The sequence below is a fragment of the Natronococcus pandeyae genome (assembly GCF_008122205.1).
GTDB lineage: Archaea > Halobacteriota > Halobacteria > Halobacteriales > Natrialbaceae > Natronococcus > Natronococcus pandeyae.
Map to the genome: position 1 here is coordinate 103,140 of NZ_PHNJ01000016.1, position 21,001 is coordinate 124,140.

At 64.6% G+C, this 21,001-nt stretch carries 22 protein-coding genes and 1 pseudogene; 11 read left to right on the forward strand and 12 right to left on the reverse strand.

Features of this window, described 5'->3' with window-relative positions:
• Positions 1 to 31: 31 nt before the first annotated feature.
• Positions 32 to 1,153, reverse strand: coding sequence for a YhjD/YihY/BrkB family envelope integrity protein (locus tag CV102_RS21515; RefSeq protein WP_148860081.1), 1,122 nt, complete (start codon positions 1,151 to 1,153; stop codon positions 32 to 34).
• A gap of 245 nt (positions 1,154 to 1,398) precedes the next feature.
• Here CV102_RS21515 and dpsA point away from each other — a divergent pair, with 245 nt between their 5' ends.
• Entirely contained in the window at positions 1,399 to 1,944 is a 546-nt protein-coding gene (gene dpsA, locus CV102_RS21520) for a DNA starvation/stationary phase protection protein DpsA (protein ID WP_148860082.1), read from the forward strand.
• Positions 1,945 to 2,051: 107 nt separating this feature from the next.
• Here dpsA and CV102_RS26220 read toward each other — a convergent pair whose 3' ends face one another.
• Complete coding sequence (locus CV102_RS26220) at positions 2,052 to 2,219, reverse strand: hypothetical protein (protein WP_187433069.1); 168 nt, start codon at positions 2,217 to 2,219, stop codon at positions 2,052 to 2,054.
• Positions 2,220 to 2,390: 171 nt separating this feature from the next.
• On the opposite strand from CV102_RS26220, the gene CV102_RS21525 reads away from it, so the two are divergent.
• Positions 2,391 to 2,927, forward strand: coding sequence for a macro domain-containing protein (locus CV102_RS21525; protein WP_148860083.1), 537 nt, complete (start codon positions 2,391 to 2,393; stop codon positions 2,925 to 2,927).
• A 28-nt stretch (positions 2,928 to 2,955) separates the two neighbouring features.
• Here the strand turns inward: CV102_RS21525 and purM are convergent, their stop codons facing one another.
• Genes purM through CV102_RS21540 form a run of 3 tightly spaced genes read right to left on the reverse strand, consistent with a single transcriptional unit; the run spans position 2,956 to position 6,392 of the window.
• Complete coding sequence (gene purM / locus CV102_RS21530) at positions 2,956 to 3,939, reverse strand: phosphoribosylformylglycinamidine cyclo-ligase (protein WP_148860084.1); 984 nt, start codon at positions 3,937 to 3,939, stop codon at positions 2,956 to 2,958.
• Between the two features lie 54 nt (positions 3,940 to 3,993).
• Positions 3,994 to 4,623 (reverse strand): metalloprotease, encoded by a 630-nt coding sequence (locus CV102_RS21535; protein WP_148860085.1) that lies wholly within the window; start codon positions 4,621 to 4,623, stop codon positions 3,994 to 3,996.
• Entirely contained in the window at positions 4,620 to 6,392 is a 1,773-nt protein-coding gene (locus tag CV102_RS21540; RefSeq protein WP_148860086.1) for a TraB/GumN family protein, read from the reverse strand. Before CV102_RS21540 ends, CV102_RS21535 begins: the two co-directional genes overlap by 4 nt.
• 117 nt (positions 6,393 to 6,509) lie before the next feature.
• Between CV102_RS21540 and CV102_RS21545 the strand changes: the two genes are divergently transcribed.
• Complete coding sequence (locus CV102_RS21545; RefSeq protein WP_148860087.1) at positions 6,510 to 6,956, forward strand: acyl-CoA thioesterase; 447 nt, start codon at positions 6,510 to 6,512, stop codon at positions 6,954 to 6,956.
• A gap of 75 nt (positions 6,957 to 7,031) precedes the next feature.
• Positions 7,032 to 7,364 carry a DUF7344 domain-containing protein gene (locus CV102_RS21550; protein ID WP_148860088.1) on the forward strand — a complete coding sequence of 111 codons (333 nt, stop codon included), beginning with the start codon at positions 7,032 to 7,034 and terminating at the stop codon, positions 7,362 to 7,364.
• A gap of 61 nt (positions 7,365 to 7,425) precedes the next feature.
• On the opposite strand, the gene CV102_RS21555 is transcribed toward CV102_RS21550, so the two are convergent.
• Positions 7,426 to 8,340, reverse strand: coding sequence for a DMT family transporter (locus CV102_RS21555; protein ID WP_148860089.1), 915 nt, complete (start codon positions 8,338 to 8,340; stop codon positions 7,426 to 7,428).
• A gap of 144 nt (positions 8,341 to 8,484) precedes the next feature.
• Positions 8,485 to 9,264: an HAD-IIA family hydrolase gene (locus CV102_RS21560; RefSeq protein WP_148860090.1), complete on the reverse strand. Its 780-nt coding sequence runs from the start codon at positions 9,262 to 9,264 to the stop codon at positions 8,485 to 8,487.
• Positions 9,265 to 9,403: 139 nt separating this feature from the next.
• Between CV102_RS21560 and CV102_RS21565 the strand changes: the two genes are divergently transcribed.
• Together CV102_RS21565 and CV102_RS21570 are read left to right on the forward strand one after the other, a co-directional pair.
• Complete coding sequence (locus CV102_RS21565) at positions 9,404 to 9,904, forward strand: small multi-drug export protein (protein ID WP_148860091.1); 501 nt, start codon at positions 9,404 to 9,406, stop codon at positions 9,902 to 9,904.
• A 54-nt stretch (positions 9,905 to 9,958) separates the two neighbouring features.
• A complete protein-coding gene (locus CV102_RS21570; protein ID WP_148860092.1) occupies positions 9,959 to 10,429 on the forward strand; it encodes a hypothetical protein in 471 nt (156 codons plus the stop codon).
• Between the two features lie 107 nt (positions 10,430 to 10,536).
• Here CV102_RS21570 and CV102_RS21575 read toward each other — a convergent pair whose 3' ends face one another.
• From CV102_RS21575 to CV102_RS21585, 3 genes are all read right to left on the reverse strand, one after another.
• Complete coding sequence (locus CV102_RS21575) at positions 10,537 to 10,677, reverse strand: rubrerythrin-like domain-containing protein (protein ID WP_148860093.1); 141 nt, start codon at positions 10,675 to 10,677, stop codon at positions 10,537 to 10,539.
• A gap of 112 nt (positions 10,678 to 10,789) precedes the next feature.
• Positions 10,790 to 11,344, reverse strand: coding sequence for a class I SAM-dependent methyltransferase (locus CV102_RS21580; protein WP_148860094.1), 555 nt, complete (start codon positions 11,342 to 11,344; stop codon positions 10,790 to 10,792).
• 135 nt (positions 11,345 to 11,479) lie between these two features.
• Positions 11,480 to 11,716, reverse strand: coding sequence for a hypothetical protein (locus CV102_RS21585; RefSeq protein WP_148860095.1), 237 nt, complete (start codon positions 11,714 to 11,716; stop codon positions 11,480 to 11,482).
• 396 nt (positions 11,717 to 12,112) lie between these two features.
• Here CV102_RS21585 and CV102_RS21590 point away from each other — a divergent pair, with 396 nt between their 5' ends.
• Together CV102_RS21590 and CV102_RS21595 are read left to right on the forward strand one after the other, a co-directional pair.
• Complete coding sequence (locus CV102_RS21590; protein WP_148860096.1) at positions 12,113 to 13,339, forward strand: MFS transporter; 1,227 nt, start codon at positions 12,113 to 12,115, stop codon at positions 13,337 to 13,339.
• A gap of 76 nt (positions 13,340 to 13,415) precedes the next feature.
• Positions 13,416 to 13,781, forward strand: a complete 366-nt coding sequence (locus CV102_RS21595) for a cupin domain-containing protein (RefSeq protein ID WP_148860097.1) — start codon at positions 13,416 to 13,418, stop codon at positions 13,779 to 13,781.
• Positions 13,782 to 13,910: 129 nt separating this feature from the next.
• Here the strand turns inward: CV102_RS21595 and CV102_RS21600 are convergent, their stop codons facing one another.
• Positions 13,911 to 16,529: a chromosome segregation ATPase gene (locus tag CV102_RS21600; protein WP_148860098.1), complete on the reverse strand. Its 2,619-nt coding sequence runs from the start codon at positions 16,527 to 16,529 to the stop codon at positions 13,911 to 13,913.
• Positions 16,530 to 16,719: 190 nt separating this feature from the next.
• Between CV102_RS21600 and CV102_RS21605 the strand changes: the two genes are divergently transcribed.
• On the forward strand, positions 16,720 to 17,070 hold the full coding sequence (locus CV102_RS21605; RefSeq protein WP_148860099.1) for an SHOCT domain-containing protein: 351 nt from the start codon (positions 16,720 to 16,722) through the stop codon (positions 17,068 to 17,070).
• 4 nt (positions 17,071 to 17,074) lie between these two features.
• Here CV102_RS21605 and CV102_RS21610 read toward each other — a convergent pair whose 3' ends face one another.
• Entirely contained in the window at positions 17,075 to 17,896 is an 822-nt protein-coding gene (locus tag CV102_RS21610) for an MOSC domain-containing protein (RefSeq protein ID WP_148860100.1), read from the reverse strand.
• Between the two features lie 356 nt (positions 17,897 to 18,252).
• Here CV102_RS21610 and CV102_RS21615 point away from each other — a divergent pair, with 356 nt between their 5' ends.
• Entirely contained in the window at positions 18,253 to 19,764 is a 1,512-nt protein-coding gene (locus CV102_RS21615; RefSeq protein ID WP_148860101.1) for a phosphoenolpyruvate carboxykinase (ATP), read from the forward strand.
• Positions 19,765 to 20,183: 419 nt separating this feature from the next.
• Positions 20,184 to 21,001, forward strand: a pseudogene (locus CV102_RS26225) (hypothetical protein); the annotation flags it as partial.

Below are 21,001 nucleotides of genomic sequence, written 5' to 3' on the forward strand. Positions count from 1 at the left end.
ATCCACTAAGCTTTCCCGACTTCCACCGACGTCATCGACGTCGGTCCTCGATCGTCCCGATCCGGAGCGTATCGACCCGCGAGGCGATCTCGTGGACCGCCTGCTTCCACTCGGGTTCGTCACGGACCTCGAGTTCGTCTTGCAGGCGTTCGTTCTCCGCCTCGAGCGTCCGCGTCGTCGCTTCGAGTTCGTCGACCCGGTCCTCGAGACGGTAGCGTCGTTTGCGCTGTGCCTCGAGGTCCTGTCGAAGCATGTTCCGCTCCCGACGGAGTCGCTCCGTCTGCTCGCGCAGTCCCTCGTTCGTTTGCTGGGTGCGGGCGAGTCTACGTTCACGAACCCTGATCTCGCCGAGATCTTCCTCGCCGGGAGAGAGTCGGCCCGAGCGAGTCGCGTTGACGACGGCGCCGACGAGCAGGATGAGCCCGCCGAAGTACAGCCAGGTGAGCAACAGCAGGATCGCGCCGATCGCCCCCGCGGACTCCGAGTCGGCTGCGAACGAAACGTACACCTGAAAGAGCGACTGGAGCGCCGCCCAGCCGACCGCGGCGACGACGACCCCCGGGAGGATCTCTCGAACGGAGACGCCCACGTTCGGGAAGTAGTAGTACATGGGGAGGAACGCGATCGAGAGCGCGCCGACGAGCAAGATCGGATTCACCAGCCCGAGGAACGGGACGTCGGGGAGCAGTGCGAACGCGACGGTCGCACCCACCGCAGCAACGAGCGCGACTCCGATCGCGGCGATAACGATGAACGCGTCCCGCAACTGGACGAGCAGGGTGCTCTCCTCGGCCGAGTCGTAGATCTCCGAGAAGGCGGTGTCGATCCCGCGGAAGATCTTCAGCGATCCCCAGACGAGCGTCACGAAGCCGATGATCGAGGCTCCGGCGGTCGCCGGCGAGTCTCCGATGGCCTCCTCGAGCAGGAGCTGTCCGCTCTCGGGCAGGAAGCCCTCCGTCATCCCGGCGACGTTGGCGGCGAACTGTTCGTCACCAGTGAGCGAGACGAGAAAGAAGACGAGGACGAGAAGCGGAATCAGAGAGATGAACGCGTGATACGCGATGCTCGCGGCCATAAACGGGACGTTTTTTTCCTGAACGCCAGCCACGACCGATTTTGCGAACGGGACGGTTCCGTTGACGTCGGCACTCATAGAAAAGAACGCAACGCCGAGGCCCATAGGTCAACGGGTTGCACCGGCGGTCCGGTCGACGGAGCGCGAAGCGCTTCGTCGACTCGAGCGGACCCAGAGGGGCGTGGCGAACGGTGGCCACTCCGGACTGCGTCCCAGAACACCGAATATTCAGCCCCTGATCCAGAAGATGTTTTTTCTATTTCGCAAAGATTGTTTTGTCAGGGAAAACCTTTAAGAGTCAGGCGCCTGTATCCAAGTATACGATGAGCACCCAGAAGACCGTTCGCCAATCGGCCGACGCCGTCGAGGAGAACGAACTGCGCCTCGAACAGGACAAGGCCGAGCAGATCGTCGACGCACTGAACACCGAGCTATCGAACGCGTACGTGCTGTACCACCAGCTCAAGAAACACCACTGGGTCGTCGAGGGTGCGGAGTTCCTGCCGCTCCACGAGTTCTTCGAGGAGGCCTACGAGAACGTCGAGGAAGCTGCAGACATCATCGCCGAGCGCGCCCAGGCACTCGGTGGCGTTCCCGTCTCCGGACCCGCGAACCAGCAGGAGCGCGCGACCGTCGAGTTCGAGGGCGAGGACGTCTACGACATCCGGACGATGATGCAAAACGACCTCGAGATGTACGGCGAGATCATCTCGTCGCTGCGCGACAGCATCGAACTCGCCGATAACCTCGGCGACTACGCAACCGCCGAGATCCTGCGCGAGATCCTCGTCACCACCGAGGAAGACGCCCACCACTTCGAGCACTACCTCGAGGACGACACCCTCGTGCTCGAAGAGGCGACGAAGTAAGAGTCGGACAGCGACGGACCCGCGTCGACGATTCGGTATTTTTCCTAACGCCGACTGGCAGAAAGACACCTCTCAGTCGATCCGTTTCGAAGGGGAGAGACCGGGTGCTACGGCTCGAGGTCGACGGCGAAGTCCGTCGCGATCCAGCCGTCGGTGTTGTTCCGTTCAGTAAAAACGAATTTTCCTGGGCGGGGCTCGTGGCTGCTTACGATCGCGTCCGGTTCCTCGACCGAATCCTCGAGGTCGGCGTCCTGCCGTCGGGCGGGTACGTCCATCGAGTTGGATTAGGTCCGCCTAAATCTAAAAAGGTTTTGGTTGGCCTAAGACGGTGGGAACCTCGTTCCGGACGGTTCAGAGTTCGCGAGAGTGCCGTGATTCGGCCTGTCACACCCCCTCGTTCGTTTGCTGGGTATAGTTTCAAACTCGTCACCGTCGTAGCCGCGCGCATGGAGTTCGACGTTGTCCAGGGAGATATCGCCGAACAGTCCGCCGACGCACTCGTCAACGCCGCCGGTACGAGCCTCGAGATGGGCTCCGGCGTCGCTGGCGCGCTTCGAGAACGAGCGGGTGAAGAGATCAACGAAGAGGCCACCGAGAAGGGGCCGATCGACCTCGGAACGGCCGCCGTGACCGACGCCTACGACCTGAACGCCGACCACGTCATCCACGCCGCCGCGATGCCCCACTACGGAGACGGCCAGGCAACCGAGGAAAGCATCCGCGATGCGACGCGAAACGCCCTCGAGAAAGCCGACGACCTGCAGTGTCGGTCGGTCGTGATGCCGGCGCTCGGCTGCGGCGTCGCCGGCTTCGACCTCGAGGACGGCGCCGCGATCATCGGTGAGGAGATCGAGGAGTACGAGTCCGACCACCTCGAGGAGGTCCGGTTCATCGCCTACAGCGACGACGAGTACGACACGATCCGCTCGGTGACCGGAAAGGCGACCGAATCGGAGCAGGGGGAGACCGGGGCGGACCAGTAAGAGCGACTGCGACAGAACGCGTCCGTGATCAGGACAGCGAGAGGCCGCGAATCTCGACGGCGTCGCCATCCTCGACGCGGCCGATGAGCTGGCCGTCCGTCTCGGCGACGAGCGACTCGGCCTGCTCCTCGGGGAGCGCGACGACGAAGCCGGTTCCCATGTTGAACGTCCGGTGCATCTCCTCGTCGGTGACGTTCCCCTCCTCCTGGACGAACTCGAAGACCGGCTGGGCCGGCAGCGGATCGTCGACGACGTACCGGCGTTCACCCATCCGCGTCAGGTTCGTCCACCCGCCGCCGGTGACGTGTGCCGCCGCACGGACATCGTGTGTGCGCATCGGTTCGAGCAGGTCCGTGTAGATCCGGGTCGGCCGCAGCAGTTCCTCACCGATCGACCGATCGTCGTCGTGCGGGAACGGGTCCGTGTAGTCGTGTTCTCGGGTCGCCGCCTCGCGGGCGAGCGTCAGCCCGTTCGAGTGGATCCCGTTCGAGGGGAACCCGACGAGCGCGTCACCGACGGCGGCCTCGCCCTCGAGGATCTCGTCTTTCCCCGCGAGGCCGGCGCAGGTGCCCGCGAGGTCGAAGCCGGAGACGACCTCGGGCATGACCGCCGTCTCGCCGCCGAGCAGCGTGAGGTCGGCTTCCTCGAGGCCGACGGCCAGCCCCTCGCCGATCTCGTTCGTGAGGTCGTCGTCGGGCTCGTCGACCGCGAGGTAGTCGACGAAGGCGACGGGTTCGACCCCCGCCGCGACGAGGTCGTTGACGTTCATCGCGATGCAGTCGATCCCGATCGTCGAGAAGTCCTCGATGGCCTCGGCGACCAGCAGTTTGGTGCCGACGCCGTCGGTCGCGAGCGCGAGGTAGCGGTCGCCGATGTCGAGGAGGCCGGCGTACTCGGTGGTCAGATCGCTTCCGAAGGCCTCGAGCAACGCCGCCGTCGCGTCCTCGCTGGCCTCGATGTCGACGCCGGTGTCGGCGTAGGTGAGTCGCTCGCCGTCAGCTGGATCAGTCATGTCTGAACGACTTCCCGGGGTGAGCAAAAGATCACCGGTCCGGACCACGAGGCCTCAGAACGGGAACCCGAACACGAGGTAAAAGCCCACCAGCAACACCAGACTCAGCCCGAAGACGGCGGCGAAGACGAGTTTGTTCCACTCGAGGACGGACTTCCCGTCGAGCGGGCCGAAGGGAATCATGTTGAACGCGGCCAGGAAGAGGTTGATGAGAACCCCGAGATGGCCGACGAGTCCCAGGATGCCCGGGAAGAGCATCAGCGGGAAGAACAGCAGCGCGAGCAGGTGGTTGGTCACCGGTCCCGCGATCGCGATCAGGCCGTTCTCGCGCTTGGTGATCCGGCCGCGGTGGTAGACGGCGCCGGGAGCCGCGAAGAGAAACCCGATCAGCGCGCTCATGATCGCCAGGAACAGCATCTGGTAGTCCGCCCGGAACTCCGCGGTCTGGCCGTGCTCGATCGCGACGACCTTGTGGGCGAGTTCGTGCAACAGGAAGGCGACACCGACGGTGACGAAGCTCAGCCCGATCATCGTGACGAACCAGCCGACGCCGACGTCCACGACGTGAATCGGCGCCAACAACAGCGCGAAGGCCACGCTCAGGGTAACCCACGCCACCGCGAGGTCGAACAGCTCCTTGTCGCTGAAGGAGAGTTCCGAGGTTCGGTCGGTTCGGTAGCTCACGTTATCAGCCCCCGAATCAGCTCGAGACTGTTCTCGGCGCCGCGGATCAGTTCGTTCATCAGCGCGTCGACGCCGCCGATCTCGGGTGCCAGCCAGGGCAAGACGACGAGCGGGAACAGCACGGTCGCGATCATGCTCCCGACGTTGGTCAGCGCGACGATCATGATCAGCCGGAACAGCGGGACGTCGAACATGTCCTCGAGTGCCTCGCTCATCGGGCGGTCGGCGTCGCCGATGATGTTGTTCAGCGTCTGGATGTCCCGGACGTTGACCGGCCGGTGTTTGAGTTCGACGTAGCCGGCGAACCAGCCGGGTGCCAGCAGCGGGTTGATGCTGGTGAGCCAGGCGACCGAACCGCCGACGCCCGCGCTGGTCCAGCGCGCGCCGGCCAGCCGAGCCAGCGTGAACGCGAAGATCCCGTTGAACAGGAACCATGCGAGGAACAGCTGGAGCAGGAAGGTGTTCTGAACACCGGCCATGATCAGCAGGAAAAAGAACCCGAGGAAGCCGACCGTCGCCAGATAGCCGACGATCTTCAGCGGCGAGAAGCGCCGCCCCGACGCCGTCCCGGTCAGTGACTCCATCGGGGGGAGCTCGCTGGGATTCCGGAGGTAGCGTTCGATGCCGGCTTTGTGTCCGGCTCCGACGACGGCGACCACGTAGTAGCCCTGCTCTCGAAGCCCGTGGAGCTTGTGTGCGATGTAGGCGTCGCGCTCGTCGATCAGGGCGTTGGCACCCCGTGGACTGAATCGGCGAAACTCCTCCATCATCGCCGCGACGACGTCGCCGTCGGTCATCTCCTCGATGTCGATCTCGTCGATCTCCTCGACGTCGCCGCCGAGCGCCTCGAGAACGAGCCCGAGGACGGCCCCGGCGGCGACGCCGACGCCGAGTCCCGCGAGGGCGCCGACGGTCCCCCGGAGGACGTAGCCGCCCGCGCTCTCGAAGGTGGCCGCCGAGAAGGGGCCGACGAACGTGTTCGTCGCGACTAGCGCGAGACAGGCGGTGACGCCGATGACGGCGCCCGCAAGCAGCCGGATCGAGAAGCCGCTGGCGACGCCGCCGGTGTACCGGTTCGCCGACTCGATCGAAGGCAAAAAGAGCAGTCCGAGGAGCAACCCGCCGACGATGCCGACGCCGACGCCGCCGACGTACTGCAACGTCGCGGGGTCGGTGACGCCGAGTGCCAGCAGTTCGCCGAGGCCGAGCAGCGGCGCCAGGAAGGCTGCAAAGATGAGTCCGATCGCCACTCCGAGCGTTGCTCCGAACGTCAGCCCGATCGTCCGCGGATCGGTGACACCGAGCGCGAGGCCGCCGACCATCTTCAGCTTCTCGGTGAACGAGAGTCGACGCCAGAATCGCTGGATCGTTATCTGGATGTCCCGGTCGACCAGGGCGACCCCGCTGCCGTTTCGTTCGGCGGCATCGATCGCGGCCCGCATATCTGCGCCCGGTTCGATGTCGAACCGGTTGCCGAGCCTGGACTGGACGTACGAGAGCATCCAGTAGGCCAGAAACTGAAAGACGGTGTTTCCTGAGAGGAGGTCCTTCGCTTCGATGTCGTCGGGAGCACCGCCCTGCATCTGGCGGTACCGGCTTTCGTCGAGTTCGACGGCAACGATGTCCGGATCCGCTTCGTCGACGGTTTCGTGTACGTCGTCGACGCTCGCCTGTGAGACGTGTGCCGTCCCCAGTACGTCGACGGAGCCCCGTCCTTCCGAACCGGGATCGGGCGGCTCCGGGACGTCGGCGTCGCCTGCATCACTCATTACGGGAGTCAACTCGGCGACGACTTTTACCAGTATCGAAGAAGAGAACGGTACGCACACCCACACCGATCTGCCCACCCGGCAAACCTAATTACGGGCGTCAGCAACCCCTCGTCGATGACCGATCTGATGGAGACGCTGGTCGAGAATCGGGAGATGGTGCAACCGAACCACGCGAACATGCTCGAGGTTGCCCACGGAGGAAACGTGATGAAGTGGATGGACGAGATCGGTGCGATGTCCGCGATGCGGTTTTCCGGAGAGACCTGTGTCACCGCCCAGGTCAATCGGATGGACTTCGAGCGACCGATCCCGGTCGGCGACACGGCGTTCATCACCGCGTACGTCTACGACGCGGGTCGCTCGAGCATCAAGGTCCGGCTGATCACCGAGCGCGAGGACCTGCGGACCCGGGAGCGCGAGCAGACGACCGAGTCCTACTTCGTCTACGTCGCGATCGACGACGAGAACCGGCCGACGACGGTCCCGGACCTGACTGTAGACAGCGAGGAGGGCGATCGCCTTCGGCAGGTGGCTCTCGAGGGTGAAAACGGGGACTCCTGACCACGAACGGGACGGAACGAGTCCCCGTCGCAAACTGGCAAGAACAGCTAAATTGGTACTGGACTAGTACCCGACATGGTCGCGCTGGACACAGTCTTCGAACTGCTTCGAGACGAGCGACGCCGGTACGCCCTCTACTATCTCTACGACCGGGACGGTCCGGTCTCGGTCAGAGAACTCGTCGAGGCGATCGAGGAGTGGGAGGACGATCCGGCCAGCCGTCACGACTCTCTGGAGACGTTCGAAGAGATCATGGTCGAGTTGAAACACGTTCACCTGCCGCGTTCGTCCGAAGCTGAGTTCATCCAGTACGATCCGGACCAGGGACTCATCCAGATCCAGGGCTCGCCACAGGAGTTCGACGCCCTCGTCACGGTCGCCCGGTTGATCGAGAAACCGGACCAGTAGCGATCCCGCAGGTCCCCTCGAGTGCACCCGCGTTCGAAGCGACGTTCGAGTTTCGGGCTGCTCACGATCGACTGCTTACGATCGACGATCCGATCATGGTCGCGATTGCGCGACGTTTCAGGAGCGCGAATCCGAGCGCGACCAGCCCGAAGCCGACGATCGCCAGTCCGCTGATCGACTCTCCGAGCACGAGGACGCCAACGAGCGTCGCGACGACCGGAACCAGGTACGCGACGAGCGCCGCCTCGAACGCGCCGTTCTCCTCGAGAATGGTGAAGTAGATCACGAACGCGATCGCGGTCGAGAACACGCCGAGGTAGACGATCGCGCCGATCGCCGCCGGAGCAGTCGCCTCCGTTCCGGGAATCTCCCCGAGCCAGAGGCTGACGGCGTGCAGGACGAGGGCACCGACGAGCATCGACCAGCCGGTCAGCGAGACTCGCTCGAGATCCGGTCCGGCCCGCTGGACGAGGACCCCACCGAGGGCGACGCTTGCGACCTGTCCGACGATGATCAGCCGAGCAAGCGTGTCGCCCGCCAGGAGATTGTTCGGATCCGGCTGGACGACGAACCCGATTCCGAGAAAGCCGACGGCCACCCCGGCGGCGCCGACCCCGGAGAGGCGCTCGCCGAGCAGCGCGAGCGCCCACAGCGCGGTAAAGATCGGTACCAGTCCCTGGATGATCGAGGCGACGCCGCTCGGAACGGTCTGCTGGCCGACGAACAGCAGACCGTTCCCGGCGACGAGGAACAGCCCACCACCCGCGATGGCCGCGACGTTGTTCCAGCCGCGCGGCCACCAGTCGTCGGTTCGGACGACGGCGTAGCCGAGGAGCAAGATTGCGGCGGTGTCGTACCGAAACGCGGCGAACAGGATCGGCGGAAGATAGTCGAGCCCGACGCTGATCGCCGGAAACGAGAGCCCCCACAGCACGGCGAGCAGCAGGAAGAGCGACGCATCGAGAAGGCGGGTCACACGGCGCGATATGCACGATCGTTGTAAGGAGTTAGCGATTCCGGCACGTTCGGCTGGGAACGTCTGAATACGTTCGGCTGGGAACGTCTGAACACGCTCGGCTGGGAACGCCTGAATCGACTACAGGAGATCGGCCAGAGTCGACTACAGCAGCGTCTCGACGTCGGCGAGCGACTCGAGGACGTGATCCGGTTGGACAGCCGCCGACTCGATATCTGCCTGGTCCGTAACCCCGGTGAGGACGACGGCAGTCGTCATCCCCGCCCGGTTCCCGAGTTCGATATCGGTGTCGAGGCGGTCGCCGACGACGAGCGTCCGTTCCGGGTCGGAGCCGAGGTAGTCCATCGCCGCCGTCGCCGCGACGCTCGAGGGCTTGCCGAGGATCGCGTCGGGTTCGCGACCGGCGACGGCCTCCATCGCGGCGAGGATCGCTCCCGACCCCGGGATCAGCCCGTCGTCGACCGGAATCGTCACGTCGGGGTCGGTGCCGTAGAACGAGGCGCCGTCCTCGAGCGCCTGCAGGGATTCCCACAGCGTGCCGTACGAAAAGTCGCTGTCGAACGAACCGAGCACCACGTCGGCGGCGTCGGGGTCGTCCGTCAGGTCGACCATCGCCTCCTCGAGGATCGACTCGAGGCGGTCGTCGCCGACGAGGTAGACACGCTCGTTGGGATGGGTCGACGCGAGGTACTCCGCCGACACCGTCGCCGACGTGAGGACGGCCGCCGGATCGATCTCGATCCCGTGTGGCTCGAGTTTGCTCCGGTAGTAGCTGCTGCCCCGTGTCGGATTGTTCGAGAAGAGCAGTCGCGAACAGCCGGCCGCCTCGAGCGCCGCCAGTCCGTCGGTCACGTCGGGCAGGAGTTCCTCGCCCCGGACGATCGTCCCATCGACGTCGAGAATCGCCGCCTCGTACTCCGTCATCCCGCGGGAGTACGTTCGGAGCCCGGTTGAGTGTTCGGATCCCGGGACCGCGAGCGGTCGAACCGCACGACCGAGAACGGAAAGCGGCAGGTATTTGGCCGAAATGTCTCGTACGATCGACGGGAGACGACCGAGATAGATGACGCTCGTTCCACTACTCGTCGACGTCGGGGCCGCCCTCGAGGAAGCGACCGGTCTCCTCCAGTACGCCCTCGTCTTTCTCTTCGCGGCGATCCCGGTGATCGAGATTCTCGTCGTCGTGCCGGTCGCGATCGGTCTCGGACTCAATCCGGTGGCGACGGGCGTCGTCGCGTTCGCCGGTAACGTCGGCTCGGTGTACGCGCTGATCGTCTTCTCCCGGCGGATCATGGACTGGTGGACCGGCCGCCGAGAGGACGGTGACGGGGGGCCGAGCGATCGGTACGCTCGAGCGCGACGACTCTGGGACCGGTACGGACTCCCCGGCGTCGCGCTGGGAGGGCCGGTGCTGGCCGGCGTCCACGTCGCCGCGCTCGTCGCGCTGCTGGCCGGAAGCCGGAGCGGCGCCGTCGCGGTCTGGATGACGGCCGGCATCGCCGTCTGGACGGTCCTCCTGGTTCTCGGCTCGGTCGCCGGCTTCTCGCTGCTCGGGATCGTGTGACCGCCCGCAGCCGGTGTGGGAATTCTTATCCGACGACCCGCCGTACGGCGGGGTATGGGACTCGAGGTCGAAGCCCCCGATCCGCCGGAACTGTCGTTCGTCGATCCGAACGAGTACGACGATGCCACGATCAGCGCCGACGACCCGACCGAGATCGACTACCGACGGGAGGAACTCCAGGAGTTCCTCGAGGAGGGCGCCTGGGAGGAGGCGTTCGAGGAGTGGCTCGAGGACACCGATCTCGAGGAACGCGAGTACGGAATCGCTCGCGATCTCGATCTCTTCTCGGAGTTCGACTTCTTCTGGGACGATTTCGCCGACAGGGTCGGCTACCACGCGCCCGGCATTCCGGAGGACTGGCAGGAACGCGAGTATCACCCGGGACTCGACACCTGGGGCACCGTCTCATCGATCAACGCCGAACTGACCGAGTTCGGCCAGATCGTCTCGGTCGTTCTCAAAGAGGAGTACATCGACTGGGAGGCCGAGTACGAACCGCCGGAAGACCTGCCCGACTTCGACTGATACGGTCTGTTGTAACGATTTACCGGGGCAACCGCGATACGTCTGCGGTTACACCGGCAATGACTTACAACAGACCGTATGAGCACGCGCCGCCGAGAGACGCCATATCACTCACGCGGGATCGCGATGTTCCGAAGCTGTCCGTTACACTCGGGGCACCGTTCGCCTAACTCCGGCCGCCCCCTGTATCCGCAGCCGAGACACTCGTAATGCGGTTCGCCCGGTCTGTAGGGATCTCTAATTCCCATAGACGCCTGGAGGTATCTGTGCGAAAAGTCGCCATACCCAAACAGTGCAGCGAACGATATCTGGTTGAACGTGGGAGGTGTTCTACTACTATCGGACGATCGCAAACCTCGCCTATCGGACCGCGACGATCGCGAACGTCTCGGGGCGGTCTCGAGCCGCCTCGATCGTGAACCCGGCCGCCTCGAGCTGGGCGACGGCGTCCTCGAGCGAGAACCGCTCGTCGACAGGCGGGCCGTCCTCGCCGGCGCCGTCGGCCGACCAGTCGACCGTCGCCAGTCGCCCGTCGGGCCGGATCACGCGGGCGAGTTCGGCGAACGAGTCGTCAGCAGCGTATTCGTGGTGCGTCATCGTCGAAAACGCCCCGTCGAGGTGGTCGTCGTCGAAGGGGAGCGACGACACCTCGGTGGTCACGAATTCGACGTTCGACGGTGCGCCTTTCTGTCGGTAGCGATCGTGCATCGCCGACTGGACGTCGACCGCGTAGATCGCGTCGACGAACGGCGCGACGTCGTCGGTGTAGAATCCGGTTCCCGAGCCGAGATCCGCGACGACGTCGTCGGCGGTCGGGACGAGCATCTCGAGCAGTTCTTCGCGCGAGCAGTACCGGTACCGCGACGGGTCCTCGAGTGCATCGGCGCGTTCGATCGGGTACGTGTGAAAACCCATACTGTCGCTGGGATCCGACGGTACTTCCCGGTTTCTGGACCCGTCCGGATCTGGTGGGACGAAGGGAACCTCGTTCGGTCCGTCTGGATCGGTCGATCCGTCCGGTTCTGACCGCCGGTTACGGCGGAGAGGATGTCAATCGTAGAGCGTGTCTCGGGCGTCGGCTTCGTCTACGACGTTCGGATGGATTCGCTCCTCGTTCATCGCGTCGACACAACACGAGAGACAGAGCAGCTGATGATAGTTCGGGCCCTGCCAGGTCTCGCGCTCCAGCCACCACCCCTCGACGTCCTCGCCGTCGATGATCCGGTCGCAGGCCCGGCAGGGTTTCGACGTACACTGCGGATTCGGTTTCGGGAAGTACGTGTCCATAGAAGATCGTTCTCGAGAGAACCCTATTGTTAATGTGACGACTATTCGGACGCTCGCGTTCGTTTCCCGCAGAAAGGCACCGATCGAGCGGTCGGTGGCGACTCCGGTCTCATCGGGTCGGGGTTCCTCCAGATCGACGATCGACCGGTCGATTTCCCGTCCGCGTGAGTAACCGTTGCCTGACGGGGCAGGCGATCGGCTCGAGCCGCGAACTCGCCGGCGAGACCGATAGTTTCGGAAACGGGAACTGACCGTACGAGCGGCCTATGGCCGACCCGTTTCGAAAACCACCGCCGGTATTCGCGGGGTACTCGCCGGCGGACTCCGTCGTCCGTGGCTCGATTCGCAATCGGAGGATACTCCCCCGCTCGAGGGCACGGCCGAAACGAGAACAGCATGTCGCTCCGGAAGACGATCGGTCGACTCGCACGGTTCGACGTCCTCCTGCTTACCGCAGGAATCTGGTTTCTCGCGAAGTTTCTCCGGTACGCCTTTCCGCCGCTGTTCGACTCGTTTCAGGCCAGCTACGGCGTCTCGAACGCCGCACTGGGAGCCGCGTTCACCGGGTTCATGCTCGTCTACGCGGCGATGCAGTTCCCCTCGGGTGTCCTGGCGGACCGACTCGGGTCCGTGACCGTCGTGACGGCCGGTGGGGTCGTCGCAGCGGCTGCTGCACTCGCACTGATCGTCGACTCCTCGTTTCTCGTACTCGTCGCGGCGATGCTCGCGATGGGCGCGGGTACCGGCGTCCACAAGACCGTCGCGGTGCGACTGCTCGCTCGAGTGTATCCCGCACGGACGGGTCGCGCACTCGGCGTGCTCGACACCTTCGGCGCGTTCGGTGGCGTGGTCGCCCCGGCAGCGGTCGTCGCGGCTGCGGCACTCCCCTTCCTCTTCGGCGACGGCTGGCGTGCGATCTTTCTCGCCGCAGGACTCCTCGGTCTCGGGCTCGTAGTCACGTTTCGGCTCCGGGTCCCGGCGCGAACTCCATCCGCCGCCGACCACGGCGACGCCGTAACTCACAGCGGCGCCAGCGTTCGCCGGTACGCCACGCTCTTTCGCGACTGGCGGTTCTCGGCGTTCGCGCTGCTGACCGTCCTCTTCTCGTTTACCTACAACGGCGTGGTCGCGTTCGCTCCGCTCTACCTGACCCAGGAGGCCGGTCTGACGCAGGCGACCGCGGGAATCCTCTACAGCGCCCTCTTCGTCGCGAGTCTCGTCCAGCTGGTGACCGGTGACATAAGCGACCGGATCGGCAGGCTTCCGATCGTCGTCGCGACGCTGGCGCTCGCCTCGGGTTCGCTGCTCGCGTTCGTCTCGCTCACCGGTACCGGGAGTCCAATCCTGCTCGGCGGGACGCTCGTCGCGGTCGGGCTCGGATGCCACGGTTTTCGGCCCGTCCGCGGCGCGTACCTGATGAGTGCGATCCCCGACGACGTCGCCGGCGGCGGGCTGGGAATCGTCCGAACGCTGTTGATGGCCGCCGGCGCGGTCGCCCCGGCGGTCGTCGGCATCCTCTCGGAAACCGCCGGCTTCCAACCCGCGTTCTGGCTCCTCTCCGGGTCGATTACGGGCGCCACGCTGCTCGGCGCAGCGCTCTGGGCGCTCGAGGATCGTCCGTGAGACGGCGTCGGGACCGACCCACGACTCGCCTCCCGCCGGCATCGCTTTTTTGCCGTCGTTCGTGGAACCGCAGGGTATGTACTCGCTGACCGACCTCGACAACGTCGAACCGCACGAACTCGAGCAGGAAGCCCCCACGCTGCTGCCGGTCGGGCTGGAGCTTCAGCCCGAGGAGATGCGACCGAGCGTCTGGCAGTACGAAAAGGGCGAGGAGAACGCCTACCACCGGCAGAACGAACAGGAGGAGCTGTACGTCGTCCTCGAGGGGACCGTCGACGTCACGATCGAACGCGACGACGAGCGCGACGTCGTCGCACTCTCGACGCACGACTTCCTCGTCGTTCCGCCGGAGTCCTGGCGTCAACTCAGGGCCGTCGAGGAGAGCACGGTGCTCGTCATCGGCGCTCCAAACGAGAAAGACGACAGCATCCTCCCGGAGTGATACCGTCGGACAGAAGTCAGTGAGACGTCGGTCCCGAAATTCCGGCTGCCACCAGCAGTAACGGCCGAGTTCGAGTGAGCGATCTTCGAATCGTTTCGTCCGACAGTATGTGCCCTCGAGGGCGGGAAATTACGCTCGAGGCCCGGTCAGAACTGCGACTGTGAGCAACAGGACGCCGACGACGGTCGCGACGGAGCCGACGGTGACCGCGCCCGCGAGCGCGACGGTACCCCCAGCGACGAGTCCCGCACCGCCACCACCGGCCGCGATAACGGGGACGACACCGGTCCCGTCGGTCGAATCGGCACGGACCGACTCGAGTTCCGTCCGGAGCGAATCGATCTCGTCCCGTGGGCTTGGTGTTCGGTCTGTGGCCGATTCGTCCGACGCTGCCTCGAGGTCGGCCGACAGTTCGTCGACCGCCGCGGCGACCGCGTCGACGCGCTGCTCCTGTTCGTCGAGCCGATCCGCGTGTTCGCTCACCCGCTCGTCGAGCGCCGACTCGAGCGTGTCGACTCGCTCCGTCACCTCCGCTTCGACACTGTCGGTCTGGCTCTCGACGGACTCGAGTCGCGACTCGAGTGTTTCGAGATCGGCCGATAGCTCGGCCGCGGTCGCGTCCAGCGCGTCGGTCGACTCGTGGACGGAGGACACCGTCTCGCGAAGGTCGGCCACGGCGTCGGCGTCGGCGGTATCGGCCGTCGCCTGCACGAGTTCCTCGTGAACGCCGTCGATATCCTCCCGAAGGTCGTCGAGCGACTCGCGATTGTCCTCTACGTCCGTACGGGTCTTCGCGAGTGCGTTCTGCAGTTCCGTACTCGTCTCGTCGAGATGCCGTTCGAGTCGCGCGTCCAGCGACTGGACGTCGGACTCGAGTTCGCCAATGCCATCTTCGGCCGTCTCGAGGTCGGCTGCGAGCGACTCGAGGGCAGTCGAGTCCGAAACCTCGTCCTCGAGGGTGGTCTCGACGGCGTCGACCCGCGTGTCCGTCCGTTCCGAGAGCTCCTCGAGGCGACCTGAGACGCCGCTGATTCGGGTCGCCTGTTCCTCGAGGCGACCGCCGATTCCGTTCACTCTGGTGTCTAGACCGCCGAGTCGGTCGTCCATCTCGCCGAGGTCGTCCGCCAGCCCGTCGACGCGGGCGTCGATCGGTTCGAGATCGGCCGCCGTCGCGGCTCGTTCGGTGAGATCCTCCAGGTTCGCCTGCAGGCTCTCGAGCTCGGTCTCGAGGGCGTCGCTCCGGTCGGCGACCGTCTCGACCTCTGTCTCGAGCGCCGCGATATCCTCTCCGAGATCGGCGCGTTCGTCGGTCGCGGTATCCGCGAGTTCCGCGAGCGCACCGTCGAGGGCCGCGACGCTGTCTTCGATCGCCGTAAGGTCGTTCGAGAGGTCGTCGACGGACGCTTCGAGAGCGTCGACCGCCGCGTCACTCGCGTACGTCTCGCTCTCCGCCTCGAGTGCCGCCAGATCGTCTGCAGCGGTCTCGAGTTCCTCGTCGAGTTCCTGCAGGTCGGCCGCCGCCGCGGATCGTTCCTCGACGGACGCGACCGTGTCCGCGAGGTCCTCGAGGTCCGCGCTCACCGACTGGATCTGCTCGTCGCGGTTCGCGAGTCGGTCGAACAGCTTATCGATGGCGGCGTCCGCCCGTTCGGTCTCGCGCTCGGGCTCGAGCGACTCGTCGAACGAGAGCGTGGTTCCGTTGCTGTCGGCATCAGTTTCGCTGGCGCCGTCCGCGGCGTTCGCCTCGTTGGCTTCGGCCGCCAGCGAATCTGCGGCGATTCCATCGTCGCCCGTGACGCCGTCTCGAGCCGCCGCGAGGGCGCCCCTGGCCGGACTCGCGGCCGGGTCGTCCGCCAGTCTGACGCCCCGAACGGAAAACGGGAGGTTCGAGGCATCGAACCGGCCGCCGAAGAGGTACTCGACGCCCTCAACCGTCCGCTCGCCACCGATCGCGATCGGAACTGCGAGTCCCTGCTGGAGTTCGCTCTCGTCGGCTTCTGCCCGGATCGCGTCGGCGATCTCGCCCACGAGCGCGTCGTACGCCTGTGCGAGCGCACTCTCGATCTCCCCTGCGGCCGTGTTCCGATCGAGTTCGAACCCCTCGAGCGTCGATTCGACGGCTGCCGGCTCGGCTCCGGCGTCGGCCGCCGCCCGCTCGACCAGCCACTCGCCGCCTTTTGCGACCGAGAACGCCATCGCCGGGACGCCGTAGTACGCGAGCGCGACGCTCGTCGTCTGGCGATCGATGCAGACGCCGAGTCCGGTGTAGTTGTCCGTCGCGAGCTGGTCGTAGACGACGGCGAACCCCCTGGCGATCGGAGCCGGCTCGAGGCCACGTGCCACACGGATCGACTCGGCGACCTCCCGGTACGGGTCGCTCGTCTCGGACGTATCGATCACCGTTCCGGGCGTCGTGAAACAGCCCGGTTCGTCCGCCTGTTCCGGAACCACTGCGTCGACGATCGCCTCCAGTGCCGAACGCGCGTACGCTTCGTCCACGAGCGCACCGTTTTCGAACAATTCGTGAGGGAGGTCTCCCGCGGCGTCCGCGGCCGTATTCGCGTCCGACCCCACGACGTACGTTGCATCGGCACCATCGACCGTCAGCGTATCCGCAAGCGAGAGTCCAGCCGACTCGAGCGCCGACTCGGCGACCGGAAACGCGACCGGCGGTTCCGATCCGGCCGGTTCGTCGCCGTCCGCAACCCCCGTAATCGCTCCGGATCCGATATCGAGACCGTATGCCATGGCCACGGGGACTCGGAGCACCCCCTTGGTGGTTTGGTCTCGAGTACCAGATGTGAAAATTAGGCCGTCGTCGCCCGATGGCAGGGACTAGGTCGACTCGAGAGCGGCGAGTTCGCGGCGTCGATACCGCGCCACCACGGGTGAGAGAGCGCCGTTAACCTATTTATCGTTCCCCGATGTCGGACACGTTATGTCGGCAGACGATACGTTCGTCCGAACGCTTCTCCTCATCGTCGTTGTCGTACTCCTCGTCCCGTTTCTCATGATGCTCATGATGATACCAGTGATGGGATTCTGGGGCGGTGGTCACATGTGGAACGGCTGGGACGGGGGCGGGACGATCTGGTCGTGGCTGCTGCCGTGGGCCGCGTTCCTGGTACTGGTTCTCGGCGGCGGGTTTCTTCTGGTCCGTGCACTCGGCGGCGGCGAACGCCGGGAAACGGACCCTGCACTCGAGGAGTTACGGGTGGCGTACGCCCGAGGCGAACTCTCCGACGAAGAGTTCGAGGAGCGACGCGAACGGCTTCGACGCGAGCGATAGTTCGCTATCGGTTCGAGTGAGAGTCGGCGACGCTCACACCGTCGCTGACGGATAACGTCGCACCCCACGCCGACTCGGGAACACGGGTGTTGACCATCAGCCGGAAGTAGTGATCGAACCAGGCCTCGCTCGCCCACTCCGGCAGCGTCGCTTCGCGTCGTTCGACGAACCGCTCCCGGAAGCCGTCGGTTTCCTCGCCGGTGTCCGGATCGCGCGTCGGAACTACACAGCGCTGACACGGGTTCACGCCCTCGAGAGAGACCTCACCAATGGTGAACGGGACGACGCGCTCCGGTTCCTCGTAGAGTCGATCCTCCCAGAACGCCGGGACCCCGCCCACGACGAGGTTCGAGCGGAGACGGCGACACATCTCCGCGGAATCGATACCGTCGTACCACGATGCGACCGCCTCGAGCGTTCCGTCGCTGATGACGGTCGGTCCCGAGGCGTCCGTATCGTCTGGAAAGCCACCCTCGTCGTCGCCGACGACCGCGACCGAGTAGCCGAGTCGATCGGAGAGCCACGCGGCGAGTCCGTCTCGATCGCGTTCCAGGTGAAAGGTGCTCTCCTCGTCGCCGTCGCGGTCACGAACCGTCACCGTCGCGCGATCGAGGTCGTACTCGGCCGCCAGCCGGTGGATCTTGGGTTCTCGTTTGCCGTTGACGTACGGGGCGTCGGAAGCGGTCTCTGTCCGGTCGGTCGCCTCGACGATCGCGTAGCGGCGATCCCACGCGAGCCCTCCGTTGGCGACGATTTCTGTCGACTCGACCGACGTCGCGTCGAGCGACTTGATCGGGTGGACGCGGATCTGCTCGAGGACACTCATCGACTCGAGTATCACCTTCGCGATCGCTTAGCACTGTTCATTGTCAGCACCGCTATTTCGAACGTACCAGTCGGCGGTCGGTCGCTATGGTCTCCGTTCTCCGACGATCCACCGGTTGCCGATCGGCTCTCGGTGAGTGAGTTATCAGCGTTACGGACCGCTATTAGAATTTATTCTTATGTGAGTACAATCGCAGAATCGTATTTATTCTGAGGTGATGGGATGAATCACAATATGTCTGCATAGGCCTCACAAGCGTAGGAAATGCATATATCTCCCAGCAGTGAGGTAGGATGTGACATATCCGAGTCAGAATCCCGCATGTTTATACATCAGGGAGTTGGTGGCTCAGATATATGTCCGAAACCGGGGCGGAGTCACGTCCACTGGACCGGCAGCTTCCCGATCCAGCTACCGCGTCGAACGTCCGGTACAACCCGCCGCTCGAGGAGCTTCGCGAACTCGCTCGATCCGACGAGACGACGACCGAGTTCGGCTCGCCGTCGTACGTCAGCGAGGTTCGCTCGCGGAGTTCCGACCGAACGAAGAACGCGGTCGACCACGCGTTTTCGGAGCGCGATCACGAACTGGTCGGCGAAGCGATCGCCGCCGCCGGAAGCCGCGAGATGCTCTGCGTGGACCGGCTGATGGGCCGTCACCCGGAAGCGACCTTCTGCTGTCGGCTCTACGTCCCCGTCGAGCACGCCCGGATCGTCCTCGCCTGGGCGAACCTGTTCGAGCCGAGCGACGGCCGCGAGCCGGACCTCCGGACGGTACAGCTCCCGGACGCCGACGAGACGGCGATCCGCATCCTTCCCGACGACGGATTCACGGCCGTCCTCGGCAGCGACTACACGGGCGAGGCGAAGAAGTCGTTCCTCCGGTTGTTCATGTATCGCATCAAACAGCGGGGCGGACTCGGTCTCCACGCCGGAAGCAAGCGCGTCCGCGTTCGGGACGCCGACGGCGAGTTACGTGACGTCGGCCAGCTGTTCATGGGCCTCTCTGCGACCGGTAAATCGACGCTCACCGCCCACGGCTGCTGGCTCGACGAGCCCGAAGGCGCGACCATGCTCCAGGACGACGTCTGTGCGCTGCTGCCGGACGGGTCGGTCCCCGGAAGCGAAGGAAAGGGACTGTTCATCAAGACGATCGGTCTCGACGAGTCCGAGCAGCCGGGCCTCTACGAGGCCGCGACGGACGAGTCCGCGATTCTCGAGAACGTCGCCGTCGACGACGACGGCACGGTAGACTTCGACGAACCACGGTATACCGCGAACGCCCGCGCGATCGTCCAGCGCGACGAACTCCCGAGCGCGGCCGACGAGATCGATCTCGACCGGCTCGACCAGGTCTTTTTCATCACGCGGAACCCGCTCATGCCGCCCGTCGCAAAGCTCTCGACCGAACAGGCGGCCGCGGCGTTCATGCTCGGCGAGTCGATCGAGACCAGTGCGGGCGATCCGTCGCGGGCCGGCGAATCGATCCGCGTCGTCGGGACGAACCCGTTCATCGTTGGCCCCGAAGGCGAGGAGGGGAACATCTTCTCCGATCTCATCGACCTGCTCGACGTCGACTGTTTCCTGCTCAATACGGGGTATCTCGGCGACGACGCCAGGGACGTCGGCGTCACCGAGTCGGTGACGATCCTCACCGAGACCGCTCGCGGCACGATCGAGTGGACCGACGACGACCGGACCGGACTGACGATTCCGGAATCGGTCCCCGGCATCGAGATCGGCGACTACTACGTTCCGGACTATGTCGACGACTACGATGCCGCCCTCGCCGCCCTCCGACTCGAGCGCCGCGAGTATCTCGAACAGTTCGACGAACTCCGTGAGGAGATTCTCGAGGCAGCTTACTGATCGAGATTCCGGGATAGAAAGCGGGCGGACGCGATTCTGCTGTTCGAGAACGTGACCTGTACGGGTTCCGACTGATCTGATCCGAGGGAGTGAGGGCGTGTAACAAACGCCGTGATCGGTAGTTAGATATCAGACAATAGGAGCACCGTTCAGCGCCGTCATTCCGGCACGTGATCCGGACGGGTGGCCGAGAGAACGTACTTCGTAATTAGTGTTTTCTGGCTCGGGAGTTGTCGGTATTCCGGATTACGCTGTGGAACGAGAAATTTATCACTGAAATGGCAGTACCAGTTTAAGCGGTACGATACCCCGTATCACGAATGCGGGGCATGAGCGCACGCAATATACTCGTCGTGGTAGTCGCACTGATGGTACTCGGCTCTGGCGGAGCCGCAGCGGTCGCAGCAGGGCCCGCTGCCATGAGTGTAGACGATCACGAGAACGACGAACCCATAGAAGACGAACCGGACGATGCTCCTGACGACCAGGAGCTACAAGTAACGATCGAACAGGCGACTATCTTCGTCATCGTTGAAGACCTCGAAGAACCGGTCGACGAGGAACCCGTCGATGAGGAAGAACCGGTTGACGAGGAACCGGTTGACGAAGAGGAAGAGCCTGTCGATGAGAACGACGAAATCGACGAGGAAGAGCCGGTTGACGACGAGGCTGACGACTACGAAGACGAACCAGTCGATGAGAACGACGAGGTCGACGAGGAACCCGTCGATGACAACGATGTCGACGAGGAAGAGCCGGTTGACGACGAAGAGCCGGTCGATGAGAACGACGTCGAGGATGAACTCGAGGTCTCGATCGGACAGGCAACCGTCTTCGTCCACGTCGACGAACCGATGGAAGAACCGGTTGATGAGGAACCGGTCGACGAGGAGCCGGTTGACGAAGAAGAACCAATCGATGACAACGATGTCGATGAGGAGCCGGTTGACGAAGAGGACCCCGTCGATGAGAACGACGAAATCGACGAGGAAGAGCCGGTTGACGAAGAGGGACTGCAGGTAACGATCGAACAGGCGACTGTCTTCGTCATCGTCGAGGACCTCGAAGAACCGGTCGACGAGGAACCGGTTGACGAGGAACCAGTCGATGAGGAAGAACCGGTTGACGAAGAGGAACCGGTTGACGAAGAGGAAGAGCCTGTCGATGAGAACGACGAAATCGACGAAGAACCCGTCGATGACAACGATGTCGACGAGGAGGAGCCGGTTGACGAAGA

What these genes read in the sequence shown, in the direction of transcription:
- CV102_RS21515 (WP_148860081.1), bottom strand. Translation starts at nt 1,153, where the DNA reads ATGAGTGCCGACGTCAACGGAACCGTCCCGTTCGCAAAATCGGTCGTG.
- dpsA (WP_148860082.1), top strand. Translation starts at nt 1,399, where the DNA reads ATGAGCACCCAGAAGACCGTTCGCCAATCGGCCGACGCCGTCGAGGAG.
- CV102_RS26220 (WP_187433069.1), bottom strand. Translation starts at nt 2,219, where the DNA reads ATGGACGTACCCGCCCGACGGCAGGACGCCGACCTCGAGGATTCGGTC.
- CV102_RS21525 (WP_148860083.1), top strand. Translation starts at nt 2,391, where the DNA reads ATGGAGTTCGACGTTGTCCAGGGAGATATCGCCGAACAGTCCGCCGAC.
- purM (WP_148860084.1), bottom strand. Translation starts at nt 3,939, where the DNA reads ATGACTGATCCAGCTGACGGCGAGCGACTCACCTACGCCGACACCGGC.
- CV102_RS21540 (WP_148860086.1), bottom strand. Translation starts at nt 6,392, where the DNA reads ATGAGTGATGCAGGCGACGCCGACGTCCCGGAGCCGCCCGATCCCGGT.
- CV102_RS21545 (WP_148860087.1), top strand. Translation starts at nt 6,510, where the DNA reads ATGACCGATCTGATGGAGACGCTGGTCGAGAATCGGGAGATGGTGCAA.
- CV102_RS21550 (WP_148860088.1), top strand. Translation starts at nt 7,032, where the DNA reads ATGGTCGCGCTGGACACAGTCTTCGAACTGCTTCGAGACGAGCGACGC.
- CV102_RS21560 (WP_148860090.1), bottom strand. Translation starts at nt 9,264, where the DNA reads ATGACGGAGTACGAGGCGGCGATTCTCGACGTCGATGGGACGATCGTC.
- CV102_RS21565 (WP_148860091.1), top strand. Translation starts at nt 9,404, where the DNA reads ATGACGCTCGTTCCACTACTCGTCGACGTCGGGGCCGCCCTCGAGGAA.
- CV102_RS21570 (WP_148860092.1), top strand. Translation starts at nt 9,959, where the DNA reads ATGGGACTCGAGGTCGAAGCCCCCGATCCGCCGGAACTGTCGTTCGTC.
- CV102_RS21575 (WP_148860093.1), bottom strand. Translation starts at nt 10,677, where the DNA reads ATGGGAATTAGAGATCCCTACAGACCGGGCGAACCGCATTACGAGTGT.
- CV102_RS21580 (WP_148860094.1), bottom strand. Translation starts at nt 11,344, where the DNA reads ATGGGTTTTCACACGTACCCGATCGAACGCGCCGATGCACTCGAGGAC.
- CV102_RS21585 (WP_148860095.1), bottom strand. Translation starts at nt 11,716, where the DNA reads ATGGACACGTACTTCCCGAAACCGAATCCGCAGTGTACGTCGAAACCC.
- CV102_RS21590 (WP_148860096.1), top strand. Translation starts at nt 12,113, where the DNA reads ATGTCGCTCCGGAAGACGATCGGTCGACTCGCACGGTTCGACGTCCTC.
- CV102_RS21595 (WP_148860097.1), top strand. Translation starts at nt 13,416, where the DNA reads ATGTACTCGCTGACCGACCTCGACAACGTCGAACCGCACGAACTCGAG.
- CV102_RS21600 (WP_148860098.1), bottom strand. Translation starts at nt 16,529, where the DNA reads ATGGCATACGGTCTCGATATCGGATCCGGAGCGATTACGGGGGTTGCG.
- CV102_RS21605 (WP_148860099.1), top strand. Translation starts at nt 16,720, where the DNA reads ATGTCGGCAGACGATACGTTCGTCCGAACGCTTCTCCTCATCGTCGTT.
- CV102_RS21610 (WP_148860100.1), bottom strand. Translation starts at nt 17,896, where the DNA reads ATGAGTGTCCTCGAGCAGATCCGCGTCCACCCGATCAAGTCGCTCGAC.
- CV102_RS21615 (WP_148860101.1), top strand. Translation starts at nt 18,253, where the DNA reads ATGTCCGAAACCGGGGCGGAGTCACGTCCACTGGACCGGCAGCTTCCC.